This is a genomic window from Chitinimonas viridis (assembly GCF_030409555.1).
In the GTDB taxonomy this organism is placed as follows: domain Bacteria; phylum Pseudomonadota; class Gammaproteobacteria; order Burkholderiales; family Chitinimonadaceae; genus Chitinimonas; species Chitinimonas viridis.
Map to the genome: position 1 here is coordinate 72,582 of NZ_JAUFPU010000019.1, position 18,659 is coordinate 91,240.

The 18,659-nt window shown below is 60.6% G+C and carries 13 protein-coding genes; 6 read left to right on the forward strand and 7 right to left on the reverse strand.

Features of this window, described 5'->3' with window-relative positions:
• Positions 1 to 2 precede the first annotated feature (2 nt).
• Positions 3 to 1,457 carry a S8 family peptidase gene (locus QWZ03_RS19050; protein WP_290334205.1) on the forward strand — a complete coding sequence of 485 codons (1,455 nt, stop codon included), beginning with the start codon at positions 3 to 5 and terminating at the stop codon, positions 1,455 to 1,457.
• Between the two features lie 77 nt (positions 1,458 to 1,534).
• Here the strand turns inward: QWZ03_RS19050 and QWZ03_RS19055 are convergent, their stop codons facing one another.
• From QWZ03_RS19055 to QWZ03_RS19065, 3 genes are all read right to left on the reverse strand, one after another.
• On the reverse strand, positions 1,535 to 4,141 hold the full coding sequence (locus tag QWZ03_RS19055; RefSeq protein ID WP_290334206.1) for a M1 family metallopeptidase: 2,607 nt from the start codon (positions 4,139 to 4,141) through the stop codon (positions 1,535 to 1,537).
• A 166-nt stretch (positions 4,142 to 4,307) separates the two neighbouring features.
• Entirely contained in the window at positions 4,308 to 4,988 is a 681-nt protein-coding gene (locus QWZ03_RS19060) for a DUF4197 domain-containing protein (protein ID WP_290334207.1), read from the reverse strand.
• A gap of 14 nt (positions 4,989 to 5,002) precedes the next feature.
• Positions 5,003 to 5,464 carry a methylglyoxal synthase gene (locus QWZ03_RS19065; protein WP_290334208.1) on the reverse strand — a complete coding sequence of 154 codons (462 nt, stop codon included), beginning with the start codon at positions 5,462 to 5,464 and terminating at the stop codon, positions 5,003 to 5,005.
• 184 nt (positions 5,465 to 5,648) lie between these two features.
• On the opposite strand from QWZ03_RS19065, the gene corA reads away from it, so the two are divergent.
• A complete protein-coding gene (gene corA / locus QWZ03_RS19070; protein ID WP_290334209.1) occupies positions 5,649 to 6,620 on the forward strand; it encodes a magnesium/cobalt transporter CorA in 972 nt (323 codons plus the stop codon).
• Positions 6,621 to 7,002: 382 nt separating this feature from the next.
• Here the strand turns inward: corA and QWZ03_RS19075 are convergent, their stop codons facing one another.
• Genes QWZ03_RS19075 through QWZ03_RS19090 form a run of 4 tightly spaced genes read right to left on the reverse strand, consistent with a single transcriptional unit; the run spans position 7,003 to position 13,227 of the window.
• Positions 7,003 to 8,499 carry an ATP-binding response regulator gene (locus QWZ03_RS19075; RefSeq protein WP_290334210.1) on the reverse strand — a complete coding sequence of 499 codons (1,497 nt, stop codon included), beginning with the start codon at positions 8,497 to 8,499 and terminating at the stop codon, positions 7,003 to 7,005.
• Positions 8,500 to 8,501: 2 nt separating this feature from the next.
• Positions 8,502 to 9,677 carry a response regulator gene (locus QWZ03_RS19080; RefSeq protein ID WP_290334211.1) on the reverse strand — a complete coding sequence of 392 codons (1,176 nt, stop codon included), beginning with the start codon at positions 9,675 to 9,677 and terminating at the stop codon, positions 8,502 to 8,504.
• The gene (locus QWZ03_RS19085) at positions 9,674 to 12,703 is read right to left on the reverse strand and encodes a response regulator (protein ID WP_290334212.1); all 3,030 of its coding nucleotides are present in this window, start codon (positions 12,701 to 12,703) and stop codon (positions 9,674 to 9,676) included. Before QWZ03_RS19085 ends, QWZ03_RS19080 begins: the two co-directional genes overlap by 4 nt.
• A gap of 14 nt (positions 12,704 to 12,717) precedes the next feature.
• Entirely contained in the window at positions 12,718 to 13,227 is a 510-nt protein-coding gene (locus tag QWZ03_RS19090) for a putative pterin-binding protein (protein WP_290334213.1), read from the reverse strand.
• A 317-nt stretch (positions 13,228 to 13,544) separates the two neighbouring features.
• Between QWZ03_RS19090 and QWZ03_RS19095 the strand changes: the two genes are divergently transcribed.
• From QWZ03_RS19095 to QWZ03_RS19110, 4 genes are all read left to right on the forward strand, one after another.
• Positions 13,545 to 14,384: a tryptophan 2,3-dioxygenase gene (locus QWZ03_RS19095; RefSeq protein WP_290334214.1), complete on the forward strand. Its 840-nt coding sequence runs from the start codon at positions 13,545 to 13,547 to the stop codon at positions 14,382 to 14,384.
• Positions 14,385 to 14,724: 340 nt separating this feature from the next.
• Positions 14,725 to 15,906: an HD-GYP domain-containing protein gene (locus tag QWZ03_RS19100; protein ID WP_290334215.1), complete on the forward strand. Its 1,182-nt coding sequence runs from the start codon at positions 14,725 to 14,727 to the stop codon at positions 15,904 to 15,906.
• An 80-nt stretch (positions 15,907 to 15,986) separates the two neighbouring features.
• Entirely contained in the window at positions 15,987 to 17,102 is a 1,116-nt protein-coding gene (locus QWZ03_RS19105) for a hypothetical protein (RefSeq protein ID WP_290334216.1), read from the forward strand.
• A gap of 324 nt (positions 17,103 to 17,426) precedes the next feature.
• Positions 17,427 to 18,638 carry an aminotransferase class V-fold PLP-dependent enzyme gene (locus QWZ03_RS19110; RefSeq protein WP_290334217.1) on the forward strand — a complete coding sequence of 404 codons (1,212 nt, stop codon included), beginning with the start codon at positions 17,427 to 17,429 and terminating at the stop codon, positions 18,636 to 18,638.
• The last annotated feature ends 21 nt before the right edge of the window (positions 18,639 to 18,659 follow it).

The following is an 18,659-nucleotide window of genomic DNA, read 5'->3' on the forward strand; positions in this document are numbered from 1 at the left end:
ACATGTTTCGTCAAAACAAACTTTCATCGCTGAGCCTGGCCGTGGTGCTGGGCGCCGCCTTGGCCGCGCCGGCCCACGCCGGTACCAAGCAACCCACGGCATCGGCGGAGCAGCCGCACTCGCAGCCTCGCCTGCAGGCTAGGTCTGCAGCCACGCGTGTCCAGCCAGCCAATGACATGGTCAGTTCGCTGATCGTGAAATTCAAGCGCAATGCCGCAGGCGCCAGCCTGAGCCGCGCCCAGGCCATGCAGCAAGGGGCCGAGCGTGCCCAGAGGCTGGCCCCTATCGCTGCCAAGAGTGGGCTGAGCATCAGCCACACCCGGCAGTTGAGTATCGGTGCCGATGTCTTCAAGCTGGGTCGTTCCATCAGTGTCGCAGCTGCTTTCCGCCTGGCGCGTGAAATGCAACGCAACAACCCGGACATCGCCTACGCCGAGCCGGACGTGATCAACCGCATCATGGCCGTGCCCACCGACCCCTACTACAGTATGCAGTGGGATATGTACGAGCCTGCTGGCGGCATGAATGTCGAGCGCGCCTGGAACATTACCCGTGGCGAAGGTGCCGTGGTGGCTGTGCTGGATACCGGGGTGAGAGCCCATCCGGACCTGGTGGCCAACCTGTTGCCGGGCTATGACTTCATCAGCAATGACGCGGCTGGTAATGATGGTGATGGCCGTGATGCGGACCCCACCGACCCAGGTGATGATTGTGGCCAGGGTAGCAGCTGGCACGGCACCCATGTGGCCGGCACAGTCGCTGCCGTGGCCGACAATGGCATAGGTGTGGCTGGCGTAGCGCCGGCAGCCAAAGTGGTACCGGTGCGCGTGCTGGGCAAGTGTGGTGGCAGCAGTGGCGACATCATTGACGCCATGGTATGGGCATCGGGCGGCACCGTGACCGGTGTTCCCGATAATGCCAACCCAGCCCGTGTGCTGAATCTGTCGCTCGGTAGCGCCATTCCCTGCCTGAACAGCTATCGCGAAGCCGTAGCGCATGTCAGCAAGCTGGGTGCCCTGGTGGTGGCGGCAGCCGGCAATGAATCGCAGAACGTGCGTAGTGCCCAGCCGGCCAGTTGCCCTGGTGTACTGGCGGTATCCGCTACTACCCGTGCCGGCGGCCGGGCGTACTACTCCAACTACGGTTCGCTGGTGTCGTTGGCAGGCCCCGGTGGTGAGACCTTCGAGGCAAGTGATGGCATCTTGTCGACCTTCAACGAGGGTCTGAGCGAGCCGGGTGCCGACAGCTATTACTTCTATCAAGGTACGTCCATGGCGGCACCGCATATTGCCGGCTTGGCAGCGCTGATGCTGTCGGTCAACCCCAGGCTGACCTCCGCCCAGTTGCGGGCCCTCATGCAGCAGACAGCAAGGCCATTCCCATCGGCCTGTGCCGGTTGCGGTGCGGGTATAGCTGATGCAGAGGCTGCAGTGAAAGCAGCGCAAGCGGCAAAGTAAGCGCGCTAATTGTGGTATGAAAAAAGCCGGGTCTCCAACCCGGCTTTTTTTTGTTTCCAACACCTGTCCTTGAGCGCCTATGAACTGAAGGTCGCGAGATAAGCAGCCAGGCTTTGTTGCTGGGTATCGCGATACACCGCGCACAGGCGTATGGCTTCCAGCGACTGTCTTAGGGTGTTGGGGCCACCGTTGTAGCGCGTGGCCAGCGGGCCGAAGAAGGTTTCCACCGCGCGGGCCTCGTCCTGCCCACAGAACTGGTTGAAATCCCGTGGCAGATTGCCTGGGCCGTCCTTGGACAAACGCTGTGTCAGCGGTTTGTACGCCTGCATGACAAAGCGCAGTGCACCTTTGCGCAGCTCGGGATTGTCATTCTGCGTACGCAGCATGCGTCTTGCCTCGCGGATGTCGTGCTGCTTGTTCAGCAGCAATCCCCGCGCTGCTTCAGCCAGGGAGGGCTCGCGCAGGTTGCCCAGCGCCGAGTAGATTTCCTCCCGTTCATTGCGATCGACAGCCTGCAGCACACGTGCTTGCAAGGCATCAAACAGAGGGCGGTCACCTTCCAGGGCGGCGGTCTTGAGGATGCTGCCACGCACCGATACATCGAGGGTGGCCTTGCCAGCAAGCCATTGCCGTGTGAGCAGCCCGGCCTCCTGGCGCAGCGGCGCATCCTGCCCATAGTCGGCCAATTGCGTTAGCAGGCTGGCGCGCAACAGGTTGTCGGCATCACTCTCGCCTGCCTTGACCAGCCAGCCCAGTTGCCGTGCACGCTCGCCAAAGGCTTGCTGCCATAACGCGGCGTAGGCACGTTGTTGATCCGGAGACACCAACGGTGCCGCACTCTTGAGCAGGGTAGCCGCAGCCTCGACAACTTCGCGGCGCGGGTGTTTGGCCGCATAGGCCGCCAATGACAAGGCATCGGCCAGGGGCAGGTCACCTGATTCCGTCAGCGCCTGGGCGTCATCAAGGTCGGCCAGCATTTCGTTGTCGCTGGGCTTGCCCTGGGTCATCAGCTTGTGCAGCAGACCAGGCGCGTAGGCAACCCGGTAGTAGCCGGTGCCGCCGGCATTGGCCTGTACCCAGCCTGGGCAGCGGGAGTCCGGCAGCCTGACGCTGTCCTGGCCCTGCTTGAGCAGTAAGCGGGTCTGGCCAGCTGGTGTGCGGATATTCAGCGGTATATGCCATAGCGCATCCTGCGTGCCCATAGAGCCCTTGGGCAGGAAGCGCTGCTGGCTGACCTTGAGCGTGGGCGCAGCGCTGCAGTCCAGGCTGACGCTGACCTTGGGAATGCCAGGCTGGGAGATAAAGCTACGGAACGCCGCAGCGACCTCGGGCTGATCGCCCGCCATGGCCTGGATAAAGTCGCTGCCCTTGGCGTTGCTCCAGGCATGACGCTTCATGTAACGACCGACACCGGCCTGGAATTGCGCATCGCCCAGCCAGGTCTCGAACATAGCCAATATGGTCTGGCCCTTGTCATAGGTAATGCTGTCGAATGCACCTCCCATATCCTGATTGGTGAGTATGGGCTGGTGTACCCGGCGGGCACTGGCCAGGCGGTCAGTTCGCATGGCCTTGGCGCGCGAGTATTGCAAGCTGCTGTCCCATTGCCACTGGGGCATGACTTCGGCGGTGATCTTGTCACCCATCCAGGAGGCGAACGCTTCGTTCAGCCACAGATCATCCCACCAGGCCATAGTGACGTAATTGCCAAACCACTGATGGGCCAGTTCGTGGGCGGCCACCGCCACATAGTCGCGCTGGAAGCTGGTGGTTTCCTCATAGGGCTTGGCTAGTAAGAGGCCGGATTGATAGGTAATCAGGCCGGCATTTTCCATGGCGCCAAATCCCTCGGTCAGCGGCAGTACCAGGCTGTCCAGCTTCTCGTAGGGGTAAGGCATGCCAAAATAGGCCTCCAGCTTGGCCACAATGCCGGGTGTAACCTTGGCCGCAAAGCGGGCGTCGGCGGCGCGACCGCGCGGGGTGATATAGCGCAGTGCCGTGTTGCCTACCTTGCCACCATCCAGCACGTCGAACGGGCCGACACCAAATGCCACCAGATAGCTGGGCATGGGTTTGCTGGTCTGAAAGTCCACCCGTTTCCAGCCGGGCTTGACCGGGCTCTCCTTGATGGCGGGTGTGTTGGCCACCGCCATCAGTTTGTCGGGTACGGTCAGCGACAGGGTCCAGGGCACTTTCCAGCCAGGTTCATCAAAGCTGGGGAAGGCCATGCGTGCGCCGGTGGATTCAAACTGAGTGAAGGCATACCAATCACCGGCCTCATGCTGGCGGAACAGGCCGTAGACGTCCTTGTCCTGGATATGCCCGTCGAATGCCAGCTTGAGCTGGCCTATGCCGGCTGGTACAGGCTGGCTGAAACGCAGGTCCATCAGGTCGTCGTCCAGCACGCGGGCGCTGGCGCGGTAGGTCTTGCCGCCCAGCTCCAGCAGGGCAGAGCGTACGGCAATGCCGGTTGCATTGAGCCGCAGTGTCTTGCTGGGATGCAGCACGTCCACCTCTATGGTGACGGTGCCGCTATGCCGGGGCTGTGCTGGATCCAGGGTGAGCGCGACATCGTAGGCCAGCGGGCGTACATTGTCGGGCAAACGCATGGGCAGGGGTTCCTGGCCTGCCAGTGCCTGGGTGGCAAGCAGGCTGAGTAGTACCAGGCGGGTGAGCCGCTTCATCTTATCGTCCTCTTGATGCCCGGCCAGGCCGGGTAAGGGGGCGACTATAGCAAAATGACATCAGCAAACCGCTTAAACCGCGACGAGCTGCCATAGGCGCGGATAAATGGCGGGCAATACCCAACAGGGGCAAGGACATCCCTTGGCGGGTAGTCTGCAGCGCTGGTTACAGAACACCAAAAACCTTGCGCAGCAATTTGCTGGCCTGGCCCATCGGATCGGCCCGGATGGCTTTTTCTTCCTTGGCTATCATCAGGAAGAGTCCGTCCAGCGTACGCTGGGTGACATAGTTGTCGAGGTTGGCGTCCTCACGCTTGATCAGGCCTAACTGGGCCGCCTGGCCGGCGTAGGCATTGTATTTTTCGGCCAGTTTCACCTTGGCGGTGGCCTTTTCCACGATAGGTTTGAAACGCGCACTGATCGCTTCGCTGGTCGTGCGCCGGAAGTAGTCGGTCGCCGCTGTGTCGCCTCCCGTCAGAATACCCTTGGCGTCCTGCCAGCTCATTTTCTTGATGCTGTCGACCAGCACCGGCTTGGCCTCCTGTACGGCTTTTTCGGCAGCGCGATTCATGCTGGTGACCAGCTCGTCAGCACGCTCGCCTTGGCCCAGGGTACGTAACAGTTTTTCTGCCTTGCGCAAGCCGTCCGGTAGGGGAATCTTCACTTCGCTGTTGCCCAGAAAACCATCCGCCTTGCCGAGCTGCCCTACCGCCACGGTGGCAGCCTGGGTCAGTGCTTCCTTGAGCCCGCTGGCGGCATCCTTGTTGTTGAGCTTATCCAGCCCCTCCGCCTGGGCGAACAGGCCAGCGGTGAGCAGCAGGGTAAGCAGGTAGCGGCGAGTGCGCATGGTTTTCTCCAGTCTCAATTGGGGATGGTACGGGCCTGGTGGGCACTGTAATCGGGGACACTGCGGCGATAAGCGGCCGAGATCAACGGCGAGCTGATGATGAAGTCTGCGGTGGCACGGTTGCAAGCCATGGGTATGTTCCAGACCACGGCCATGCGCAGCAAGGCCTTGACGTCAGGGTCATGGGGCTGGGGTTCGAGCGGATCCCAGAAGAAGATCAGGCAATCAATCTGGCGCGAGACAATGGCGGCACCAATCTGCTGGTCGCCGCCCAGTGGTCCGCTCTGGAAGCGGGCTACCGGCAGATCCAGCTCAGCCTCCAGCAAACCACCGGTCGTACCCGTGGCGTACAGGGTATGGCTTGCCAGTTCTGCCTTGTGGGTACGTGCCCAATCCAGCAGGTTGGCTTTCATATTGTCGTGCGCTACCAGGGCAATCTGCTTTTGTGCCGCCAGCGCGATTTCGATGTATTGCATAGGCCGGTCCTTGCTATGCCTGCCGAGGCAGGCTTTCATGATTGATAAGCAGCTGACAAAACCTGCTGCCGTTGCTGCACAAGCTTGCTGTATCCGCGTACAGCCCACGCTTGTGCGTCTGGCTGAAATCGCCACACTGGGATGGCTCAGAGCCTGTTCAAAGTGGGTAATAGCGGAGAACAATATGCTGATCAACTGCGCGGCCTACCAGGCTGGTCATAAGCTTGCTGATTTGCCGGTGGCCGCTATCAGCGAATACGTGGGTAAGCCTGATTGCTTTGTCTGGGTAGCACTGAAGGATGCCACAGCAGAAGAGCTGACTGAAATGCAGGTGGAGTTCGGCCTGCACGAACTGGCGGTGGAGGACGCCCGCAATGGTCATCAGCGGCCCAAGGTTGAGGAGTATGGCAACACGCTGTTCTGTGTGCTGCATGTGCTGGACATGGATGAAGCCGGCTTGTTGGAGAAGGGGGAGGTAGCCATCTTTGTCGGGCCTAACTTCGTCTTGTCCATCCGCAATCGTTCACGCATTGGTTTCCTCAATGTGCGCGAACGTACCGAACGGGAGCCACACCTGCTGCAGCATGGCGCAGGCTATGTACTGTATGCCCTGATCGATACCGTGGTAGATCGTTACTTTGGCATTATCCACCGCCTGCAGGGCGAGCTGGAAACCATAGAAGATCGTATGTTTGCCGAGGATAATCCGGCACGCGCCAATATCGAAGCGCTATACACGCTCAAACGCAAGCTGGTGACGGTGAACCACGCCGTAGTGCCTTTGCTTGACGCCATCGCCCATTTGTACGGCGGGCGGGTGCCTGGGGTATGCATGGGCATGCATGAATACTATCGCGATGTCTATGACCACCTGGAACGCATCGTCAAATCGGTCGAGTCGCTGCGCGATATGTCCAGTACGGCGGTGCAGGTCAACCTGGCCATGATCTCGCTGGATGAATCTGCCGTGAGCAAGAAGCTGGCGGGCTATGCCGCCCTGTTTGCGGTGCCCACCATGCTCGCCGGCATCTATGGCATGAACTTCGAGCATATGCCTGAGTTGAAGTGGAACCTGGGCTACCCGCTTACCCTGATGGCCATGCTGGTGGTGGACGTAGTGCTGTGGTGGCGATTCAAACGGGCAGGGTGGTTGTGAGAGCCTGTTCAAAGCCTTTTCGCCGCGCGCCGGCCCGCTGGGCTGATCTGGAAAATGGCCAGACACAAGGCGTGGTGCGCAGGCAATAACAAGTTATTGCCAAGCGCCACAACGCAGTGAATGGCCGTTTTCCAGATCAGCCCTTCGGGTTCGCAGCCTTGCCGGCGAGTGGCGGCGTTGCAAGCCGCTGACGGTACCCGTACCGCTGCGCGGCTTGGGCCTTGCCCTTCATCCGGCAAGGTTGCGAGCCCAGCGGGCCGCGACGCGGCGAAAAGACTTTGAACAGGCTCTGAGAACCCACCGTAGCAGGCTGCGCCGTCCTCTGGCGCCAGGGCATCCCTGGTGGCTGCTCAGCCCGTCACCGCCCAGCGATGACTGGCGTTCATGACTGGTTCTCAGTGGCCGGTAGCGATATGACCAGCAAAGTCGGGGGAGCGCTGGGCTCGCTTAGCAGGCGCGCATCACCACCCTGTGCCTGTGCCAGGGTGCGGATGGCATAGCCATTGCTGCCCAGGCTACCAGTGGGACGCTTGAAGAACTGGGCCTGCTCAGCTGGTGTGAGTGCATGAGGCATGCTCAGGGTGATTTCAACCGGACCGTGGTGGCCCAGGTTGATTTCGACCTCGCCGGCTGCTGGGGCTGCATCGCAGGCATATTTGAAGAGGCTGTAGAACAGCGAATGGCAGAGCGTGGCATCGGCCTTCACTTCCAGCGGTGCGCTACCAGTGGTCTCGGTGGCTACTGCCAGCAGCACCGGCTTGTCGGCATATCGCTGCCGGAATAGCGTGGCGAGATCACGCAGCAACTGCCCTATGGGGATGGCCTGTATGCTGGGTTGCATCTGGCCTGCTTCGATCTGCAGCAGCTCGCTGGAGAGATCGAGCAGCTCTATGGTCTGGCTGGTGGCCTGTTCGGCAGCGCTGGCCATGGCTTGCTGCTCGGGGTTCAGCGCAGTTGCGCTTGCCAGGCTACGCAGGCCTGGGAGTATGGCTTGCAGGGGCTGTTTCAGGTCCTGCTGCATCAGCCTGTCCATCTCGCTACGCAGATGGGCGAGCTCGCGCAGGCGGTCGAAATCAGTCTGCAACTGGCGTTGGTACTCAACATGGCGCATCAGGTTGCGCACCCGGAGCTTCATCAGTACCGGGTCTACAGGCTTGAAGACATAGTCCACAGCACCCATCGAGAGCCCCTTCTCGCGGGAGGCATCGTCGGTCAATCCGGTCACGAAAATGATGGGCATGTGTTCCGATGCTGGATGCTCGCGCAGCTTGGCGGCTACTTCAAAGCCGTCCATGCCGGGCATCATCACATCCAGCAGCATCAGGTCGGGCGGGGAGTCCGACTGGCAGATGGCGATTGCTTTTTCACCGTTATGGGCCAGTTTGACCTTGTACTGGTCGCGGAAGAGACTGGCCACCAGTTGCAGGTTCTCTGGGGCGTCGTCCACCACCAAGATGGTGCCCCGTTCGGGGTGTTCGTGCTCAAGCACCACGCCGACATCGCGCTGCAAGACCTTGAGTATGCGCTCCAGCAAGCGCTTGCCGGTAAAGGGCTTGATCACCAGATCACCGATGCCCAGCCGTATTGCCTGCTCGGCTGAGCGCCGGTCCAGCCCGCCCGACATCAAGACAAAAGGCAGGTCTGCCAGGGCCGGCTCGCCGCGCATGGCCTCCAGCAGCGCCAGGCCGGTCATGTCCGGCATATTGAGCTCGCTGACCACGATATGGACGCGCTCTGCATGCATCTGCTTCAGTGCCGTGGCGCCGCTGTCTGCCTGCAGCACCCTGCCAAAGCCACAACCTTGCAGTTGTGCCGTCAGCGCGGCACGCATGGGTGGATCATCTTCAGCAATCAGTATGCTCAAGCCACTCAGGTTCATGTTCAGCCTTTGATTTCGACATGGTCGGTGGGGTAGTCGCTGGCCAGCCGTTCAGTTTCTGCAATCAGCGCTTCCTCGCCATCGCTATAGCGTGCGGCAATCTGCCGAAAGGTCTCGTGTATGCTCAGAAAGGCGTCCACCACATCAGGATCAAAGTGACTGCCACGTCCCTCGCGAATGATGTCGCTGGCCTTGTCGTGAGAGAACGCGGGTTTGTAGACACGCTTGGAGATCAGGGCGTCATAGACATCGGCTACCGCCATCAAGCGGGCTGACATCGGTATGTCGTCACCCACCAGGCCTTCCGGATAGCCTGAACCATCCCATTTTTCCTGGTGGGCATAGGCAATCTCCTTGGCGTAGCGCAGGAAGGGAATGGTGCGCCCCAGCTCGGCTTCGGCCCGGGCAATGGCATCACGCCCCAGGGTAGTGTGGGTTTTCATGATTTCGAACTCGTCGGGATCAAGCCGCCCGGGTTTGAGCAGGATGCGGTCGGGTATGCCCACCTTGCCGATATCGTGCAATGGGGCGGATTTGAACAAGGACTCTATGGCTGACTCGGTCAGCTCGCTGGCAAAGCGAGGGTGAGGCTGCAGGTGCAGCGCCAAGGCCTTGACGTAGAACTGGGTGCGGCGGATATGGTTGCCGGTCTCGTTGTCGCGGGTTTCTGCCAGCGAAGCCATGGCCCGGATGGTGACATCCTGTATGGCGATGACTTCCTCGGTACGCTTGGCGACCTCGGCCTCGAGATAGGTGTTCTGGTCACGCAGGAAGTCACGCGCCACCTTGAGTTGCAAGTGGTTATGCACCCGCGCCAGGACAATGGCTGGGTTGATGGGCTTGGTGATGTAGTCCACTGCGCCCAGGTCCAGGCCAATCTTTTCGTCTTCGCTTGCGCTCATGGCGGTCAGGAAGATCACCGGGATATCGCGGGTAGCACCGTCGGCTTGCAGGCGGCGCAAGACTTCGTAGCCGTCCATCTCCGGCATCATGATATCGAGAAGTATCAGGTCCGGTCTGCCTTCACCCGCTGCAATCTGCAAGGCCCGTTCGCCATTAGGTGCCAATTTGACCTTGTAGGCGGCCCGTAGCAACCCGCTCATCAGCGAGAGGTTGTCTGGTGTGTCGTCCACCACCAGTACCGTATGTTTTTCCGTGAAATCCAAAGGGTTGCTCATGCTGCGGTTTCCTCGCTCAATGCGGCCGTCTGCGCCTTGGCGGCGCGCAGGGCCGCCAGGGCATCGACCAGGATGTAGCTGCTGATGGCGCGTTCTATCGTGTTGTAGTGTGGGCCTAGGGCCGCCTTGAGCAGGCTGGCGTGGTTTTCGAACAGTTCGATGGCATCGGAGTCATCGTCGGCCAGCAACTGGTCCAGCTGCGCAATCAAGCGTCGGGCCTCGATCCAGTCCACATCGGCGGCCTCCATCGTCTCGACCTGCTCCGGCATGGCTTGGGCGAGGGCGGCAATCAGTGCCAGGCAGTCGGCCTCAACTTTGGGCAGCATGGTTTCAATCTCGCCAGCCGCGACACCTTCCATCAAGGCCTGTTCAACCTCTCCGGCCAGAGCAGACAGGGCCGGAGCGCCTATAGTGGCGGCTGTCCCTTTTAGGGTATGCATGATCCGCCGGGCGTCATCGCGCTGATCGGTTGCCAGGTACTCGCGCGTTTGCGCTACCGCTAGCCCTTGCCCACTGATGAATTTGCGTAGCATGCCCTCGTAGGCTGGGCGCTTGTTCAGCACCCGTTTCATGCCCGCCACGACATCCAGCCCAGGAATACCCGCCAGGGGGTCGGGGCTGGCTGGCCCGGACACCGGCGTACTCGCGGCAGGCACCGGGGCGGGGATGGGCGCTACCAGCGGCGCGGCGCGCGCCGGTATCCATTGCAGCAACATGTCGAACAGCTCATCCGGGTCGATGGGCTTGGCGATATGGCCATTCATGCCGGCTTCCAGGCAGCGATCCCTGTCACTGCTCATGGCATTGGCTGTCATGGCCAGTATGGGCAGCTTGGCCAGTTCGGGGCGCTCGCGCAGCAAGCGGGTGGCAGTCAGGCCATCCATGACAGGCATCTGCATGTCCATCAGTACTATGTCGTAGCTGGCCTTCTCCAGCATGTCGAGCGATACCTGGCCATTCTCGGCGACCTCGACCACCAGGCCTGCACCCTCTAGCAGATCGCGGCCCACCTGCTGGTTCAGATCATTGTCATCGACCAGCAGCACCCGTGCCCCGCGTAGGGTGGATAGGTCGGTATGGCCTACATTGGTGCTGCTTCGCGGTGCCTCATCTATTGCCTCGCCTCCCAGGGCACGCATGGCGGCATCAAAGAGCAGCGAGGGGTTGACTGGTTTGACCAGTAGCAGGCGTATGCCAGCCCGTTCAGCTTCGTGGAAGACCTCTTCACGGCCATAGGCGGTCACCATGACGGGGTAGGGGGGCTGGGGTTGGAGTGCCAGGTGCTGATAGGTCTCCAAGCCGTTCATGCCCGGCATCTTCCAATCCAGAAAGGCAATTTCATACGGCTGGCCTGCTGTCTGCGCTGTCTGGCTCATGCTCAGTGCCTGTGCGCCCGATTCTGCCTCGCCTACTTCAAACGTCATGCTACGCAGCATCTCTGCAATGATGTGGCGTGCCTGCGGGTTGTCGTCCACTACCAGTACATGGCGGCCACGCAAGTCGGGGGCAGGCAGCAAGGTCCGCACCTTGGCAACACCTACGCCCAGCCGCGCAGTAAACCAGAAGGTGCTGCCGTGCCCCAGTTCGCTCTCCACGCCGACCTGGCCGCCCATCAGCTCCGCCAGCTTGAGCGAGATAGCCAGACCCAGACCGGTGCCGCCGTACTTGCGGGTGGTCGAGCTGTCTGCCTGCTGGAAGGACTGGAACAGACGGGATTGCTGCTCGGGGCTAAGCCCGATGCCGGTATCCTGCACCTCGAACCTGGCCAGCACCGTGCCGTCTTCCAGGGCCAATTTGCGCGCCCGCACCACAATTTCGCCGCTATCGGTGAACTTGACTGCATTGTTGGCGTAGTTGATCAGTATCTGCCCCAGCCGCAAGGGGTCACCCAGCAGGTCATTCGGTAGCGCCGGGTCGATATCGAAGATCAGTTCCAGCCCTTTGGCGGCGCATTTTTCGCCTATCAGGTTGGCTACGTTCTCCAGCACTTCGTGTAGTTCGAACTCAATGTTCTCGACATGCAGCTTGCCTGCCTCGATCTTGCTGAAATCGAGAATGTCATTGATCAGACCCAGCAGGTGCTGGCCTGAGCGCTGGATTTTCTCCACGTAGTCCCGCTGCTTGCTGGTCAGCTCACTCCCCAGCACTAGGTGACTCATGCCGATGACGGCGTTCATCGGGGTGCGGATCTCATGGCTCATATTGGCCAGGAAATCCGATTTCATCTGTGAGGCATCCTCGGCACGGGCACGGGCCGCTTCCAGCTCAACCTCATGCGCCTGTAGTGCTGCGTTCGCGAGTGCCAGTTCGCCAGTGCGCTGGGCTACCCTGACCTCCAGCACCTCTTCATTGCGCTTTAGGGTTTCGACCAGCTCTGCCTGGGCTGCCAGAGCAATGGCCTTGGCTTTTTCGCGCTTGCGGAACTGCCGGGCCATGGCGATGGCCAGCAGAAAGGTCAGCACGCACTGAAAAGCGGTCAGGGCTGTGGTTTGTATGGCCTGGTTGCGGACTTCGGTGTTGCGCTCATCTACCACCTGGGCCGATACGCGGGATGCGGTATAGGCCAGTTCCTGCACTGTCTCTCGCAGCGTACCCAACTTTTCACGCAGGGCCTGCATACCGGATGGGTCTATCGGCAGGTCGGCGCTCATGCCCAGGTAGCGATCGCCAACTTCTACAAATGCGGCCAGTTCGGACACGGCCTTGCTGTAGATGGGCTGGTCGGTCAGCAGTGTCCTGGCGGTGCCGGTTTCGATGGCGCCCAGGCGACTGACCAGGATGTCGTAACGCAGCTGCAGATCCTCCACCGGCATACCGGCAGGGTCGAACAGACGCTGGTGCAGCGCATGGTCAAAGCGCTGGTATTCCACATTGAGCTGAAGAAAGGCCCACAGTGCGTTGTCATCACCCCGCCGCATCACCTGGCCCATGTTCTGGAACTGGTGGTACTGGATGACGCCGATGGCGATATAGACCAGCATCAGGCTGGCCACGATAAGGCGTAGCAGGTATTTGCCGCGGAACATGCTGGCGATGGCGGCTATTGCACCTGCAGGGCGTTGAGCTGCCAGGCAGAGCGGTTGTAGTAAATCTCGGCGCGCAGCTCGGTCTTGGTATCGAAGGGGTAAACGATGAACAAGGGGCCTTTTTCACGCACTGGCATGGGCTTGTCGTTCATCAATCGCGCCACGATCACGTCATGCTGCTGGGCGTCTGCAAAGGGGATCTCGGTCTTGTAGTCGTTGAGGGCAACCGCCACGATCTTGCTGCCAGTGGCACCAGCTGCTGCCAGTACATCGCGCAGCAGGGGGCCGGTGAATTTGACCGGTTGTGGGTACCAGGGCGTCTTGGTGGTGAAGGTCTGTTGTGGCAGCTTGGCCAGCATGGCCATGTCAAACACCGCACGGGGTCCATCGTTGGGCTTGCCGACCTTGCCGCTGATGGTGAGCGCGGTGCGCCCAACCGGTTTGTCCAGCGCCAGGCTGGGTTGCGTGCTTACCAGCGCAGCGCCAAGCAGCAGACTGCGGATCAACATGGAACGGTAAATCATGAGTACCTCCCCAATGGCAGAATGGCTTGTGGCACCGCCAGCAACCCCCTGGGCTTGCGTAGAAGCAAGGCGTTGGGGTCGTCGTTGACGGCTATATATTTCTGTTGCCAAGCAGCACTATAGACAGCGCAATGCGCCTTTGCAGGCGGCTTGCGTCAGAACGCCCAGCAGGCCAGGCGGGATGGCGCCTGACTGGTTAGCGTCTGGCATTTTGTCGGGCTGGTATCCATGCCAGTTGTCGCCCATGTCGCAGCGCAGCTTGAGTGCAAGCCTGGTCCGGCGCATCATCGCGGCCTTTCAATCAGGGGCCTTACGCCATGCAAAACCAACGCGATCTGGAAGCCGGCATACAGACCGATTTCACCGACAGGCTCAGTTACGGCGGCTACCTGCGGCTGGACCAATTGCTGGCGGCACAGCAGCCACTCTCCAACCCGCCCCACCATGACGAAATGCTGTTCATCGTGCAGCATCAGGTGTCGGAGCTATGGCTCAAGCAACTGATACATGAACTGCGGGCGGCGGTAGGCCATGTAGCGCGCGACGAGCTGGAACCCTGCTTCAAGATATTGTCGCGGGCCAAGCTGATACAGCAGCAACTATTCAATATGTGGGCCGTGCTGGAAACCATGACACCCTCGGAATACGCTGAATTCCGTCCGGTGCTGGGCCAGTCGTCGGGGTTTCAGTCCTATCAGTACCGTACCCTGGAGTTCTTGCTGGGCAACAAGCATGCAGGCCAGGCCGAGGTGTTCAAGTACGATTCGGCGCTCTATGCCCAGATTCAGCACGACCTGCATGCGCCCAGCCTGTGGGATGCCTTCCTGCAGCATCTGGCCAGGCAAGGCTTTGCCGTCCCCGCCGACCGGCTGACGCGTGACTTCAGCCAGCCTTATGTGGCAAGCGAAGGGGTGGTGGCAGTGATGAAGACCATCTATCAGAAGCCACACGATCACTGGGCTGCCTATGAGATGGCAGAGAAGCTGGTGGATGTGGAGGAAGCCTTTCAGCTGTGGCGCTTCCGCCATATGAAAACGGTGGAGCGCATCATCGGCTTCAAGCAAGGCACCGGTGGATCAAGTGGCGTCGCTTTCCTCAAGCGGGCGCTGGAGCTGACCTTTTTCCCAGAATTGTTCCAGGTCCGTTCGGTGCTATGACCGACTTGTTGTAACTGCTGGCTGCGCGTTGAGCGGGGGCATGCTGCGGCCCTATGCTCGGCGCAGCCGCCGGGAACCTTGCTGCCATTGCCCTGGTCTGCAAGAAAAGAGACGTCTGGGTTATCTGTTGCGTTTGCAATACCGTTAATATTCACCGGGATAACCGTTCGTAAGAAAATTAGCATGTTATGACCATGTTCTATAGCGAACGAGCTAGCATCAAAAAGCGGCCTCATACCGGCGTGCGGTAAAGCACATAGCGCTACCCGTACAAACTATAAATCGGCCGCGGGTGAGGGTGGTGACGCGCTTGGCGCACTGCCCCTGCTGGAGAGAGGAAATGATCCAGCGCCGTATCCGACATGGCGATATCAGCGTAGGACAGCCGCTGCAATGGAATGTCTACAACGACAAAGGCATCCTGTTGCTTGCCGAAGGCGGGCATATACAGACTCAGGCGCAACTGGATCGGCTGCTTGAGCTCGGCATTTACATCGAATCTACCCAGACTTGGCATCAGCCACCGGAGTCCGCCATGCAGCAGGTGCTGCATGCGTACTACCTGCTGGCCGTGCTGCTGAGGCAACCCCAACCACCAGCCGATTTTGCCGCGCAGGTGCTCAATATCGCCCGCCAGATAGATAGCGCCTGGGAGCAGGGGGCCGGTGTCGTCATGGCAACCGTGGTGTTGCGCCATGGCGGTCGCTACGCGGTGCGACATGCTGTCAACACTGCCTGCGTGGCGGCCGGTGTATTGCGTGCCATGGGGCCGCAGGCACCGGAGCGCTTGCCGGTGCTGGCGGCGGCACTGACCATGAACATCGGCATGCTGGATTTGCAGGACATGCTGGCGAGGCAAACCGAGGCATTGACGCCATCGCAGCAGGTGCGGGTGAGTTGCCACCCCCTGGCCGGTGCGGAGCGCTTGCGCAACGCGGGTGTAGACGACGAAGTCTGGTTGCGCGCGGTGGCCGAGCATCACGAAGCCATAGATGGCAGCGGCTACCCACACCATCTGCAGGGCAAGCAGATATCGCCGGCTGCACAGATAGTCGGGTTGGCGGATCTTTTCTGTGCCCGGGTAAGCGAGCGCGGCTATCGCCGTGCCGATAGCACCAAGATTGTCTTGCGGGATGTCCTTATAGAGCGCGGGCGGCACTTTGACGTGACCCTAGCGGCCTACTTCATCAAGGCATTGGGGGTCTACCCCATCGGTACCCTAGTCAGGCTGGCCAATGGCGAGATAGGCGTGGTCAGCGGTCGTACCGAGCGGGTAGATGCACCCTGGGTGCATGCCTTGCTGGCCGTCGATGGCTCCGCACACTCGCCGCCACTGCGGCGAGATACCCATCAGCCCGGCTTGGCCATACAGGATGCCTTGAGCAGCATGGATGTGGATATCGCGATCGACATGGAAGCCATCTGGGGCGGTGAAGCCAGAGACTTCCGTCTGGCTTCGCAATCATTGGGCAGGCCGGAGGCGACCAGTAGCCCCATTGATTACTCGAACTACTCGATTTGAACGAGGCATCACCAAAAGAAAGCCGCAAAGGCCGTGTGCCTTGATCGTTAATCTGCGGCGACTAGAGCGGAGGATGGATCATGCGCAGGATACGCCCTGATGAGCTGGATGCGAGCTTGCCTTTGGGTTGTGACGTATTGGATCACACCGGGCACCGCATCCTGGCGATGGGGAGCGTGCCGCAAGCACAGCCTGCCTGGGCTCGCTGGCTAGCCGCCGGACTGTATGTGGACGAACTCCTGCTGTGGCAGCAGCCACCCAGAACTGCAAGACAACTGATATACCATGCGATTGCCACCTTGGCGCCGGTGCTGGCAAACCCTGCCGCCTGCCGTGATTTTTCGGCCGAGATACTAGCGGTTGTAGATATGGTACAAGAGGCCTGGCAGCGTGATCGCGATGTGACGACTGCTATGGTGATGTTGTGCCGTGATGGCCCGCATGCTGCCCGGCAGGCCATTTACACCGCTTGCGTGGTGCTACGAGTATGGCGTGGCATGGGTGGGCTGGAGGAAACTGAAGCGCCTTTGCTGGCGGCGGCCTTGAGCTTGCAACTCGACGTACAGGCGGCACCGCGCACGTTGTCATCTGTACTTGCCTTGCGTCAGCCTGATCTGGGTGATCTGCTGCCACGCCTGGGCGTGCATGATCAGCGCTGGCTGGAAAGCGCGCGCCAGGCCGATATTCTGCGTGAAGGAGGTGATCCGGCCCATCGTTTGCGTGAGCGTGGGGTATCGGACGCGGCGCAATTGATCGCACTGGCGGATCTGTTCTGTTTTCACGCCGATCATCCAGAGACGAGGCAGGGCGGCCAATCCAGGGCAGTGCTGCGGGATCTGCTGATCAGCCATGGCGAGTACTACGATGTGCAGATTGCCTCCTACTTCATTCGCGCCATGGGCTTGTATCCCTTGGGTACGGTCGTGCAACTGGCGAGTGGCGAGATAGGGGTGGTATGCGACCAGGGCGAGCAATTGGATACGCCCTGGATATGCAGCCTGTTCACGCCGGCAGGTACACCCTTGCCTGAACCGGCCTTGCGCGATACCAGTATCGCCGGCAATGCGATACAGCAATCGCTCAGTGCCGCAGCCTTGCCCGGTGATGTCAGCCTGGTAGGCATTTGGGGGGAAGAGGCGCGCGACTATGGCATGCCCCACGCACTCCCCGTGCATAGTCTGCATCATTCCGTATAGCATGGCGGCTATGAGCCTGTTCAATGTCTTTTCGCCGCGTCGCTGATCTGGAAAACGCCCATTTACTGCGTTGTGGCGCTTGGCAATAACTTGTTATTGCCTGCGCACCACGCCTTGTGTCTGGCCATTTTCCAGATCAGCCCAGCGGGGCGGCGCGCGGCGAAAAGACATTGAACAGGCTCTTACACGTAGCCGCCAGCGCTGTCTTGTATTCGTGCCATCCCTAAGGTGGGATGACGAACAGTTGATCTTGGCTGGCGGCTGTTGCGATGCCGGCATGGTGTATCCCTGCTTTGCCGGTATTGGTTCTATATCGGAGCCCGAATGACTGCCACTCACACCCACATTGCCCATGCTGTCGCCGCATTGGGCGATGGCCCATTGTCTGAACCGGCACTGACCGCGCATATCCACCCCTTGTTCAAGCAGGTGCTGGCTCGAGACAGCCACGAGATCTACCTGGCCAATCACTCACTGGGCAGGCCACTGGATGCTACTGCGGCGGACATGGCGGAAGGCAGTGCTACCTGGTTTGAACAGCTGGATGATGCCTGGGGGCCATGGTGGTCAGAGATGGAAGCCTGGCGGGCGGCGACGGCCAATTTGCTGGGGGTGGCGCGTGGCGATTGCATCGTGCCCAAGACCAGCGCGGGCCAGGGTTTGCGGGCTGTGCTCAATAGCTACGCCGGCACCCCGCGCGTACTCAGCACCGAGGCCGAATTCGATTCCATAGACCATATCCTGAAACAGTATGCCGCCCAGGGGCGTGCCGAACTGCACTGGGTGGCACCGGATGCGCAAGGCCTGATACAGGTGGATGAGCTGATCGCCAGGCTCGATGGCATGGATCTGGTGGTGGTGTCGCAGGTGTTCTTTGCCAGTGGGCAGGTCCTGCAGGATATTCCCCGCCTGATTGCTGCAGCCCATGCACGTGGCGTGCGGGTACTGCTTGATGTGTATCACGGCTATGGTGTGCTGCCGCTAGACCTGGCCTCGCTGGGCGTGGACTATGCGATCGCTGGCAGCTACAAGTATTTGCGTGGCGGGCCAGGCGTGTGCTGGCTGTATGTGTCGCCAACCATGCTGGATGCGGGCCACACCACACTGGATACTGGCTGGTTTGCCAAACGTGAGCCCTTTGCCTATCGGCGGCCCATGCCGCCAGAATTCGCTGCTGGTGGAGATGCCTGGCTGGAATCGACTTTCAATCCGCTAGGCTTTTATCAGGCCCGCGCAGGTCTGGCCTTGGTGACGGCAATGGGCGTGGCTAGGTTGAGGGCTTACTCCTTGCAGCAAAAGGGCTACCTGTCGGACCTGCTGAGCACCCATGGCATCCACCATTTTGGTGTGGGGGAGGAGGCTGGCGCCTTCATTACGATTCCTCATGCAGACCCGATGGCCTTGGCGAGCCAGCTCAAAACTGCCGGTATCAATGGCGATGCCCGCGCTGCTGGCTTGCGCCTGTGCCCGGATCTGCTGAATACCGAGGCGCAGATGCGACAGGCGGTGGAAGTGCTGGCGGCGATGGTGGGCTAACGCCAACCTGGGCTGCCGTGT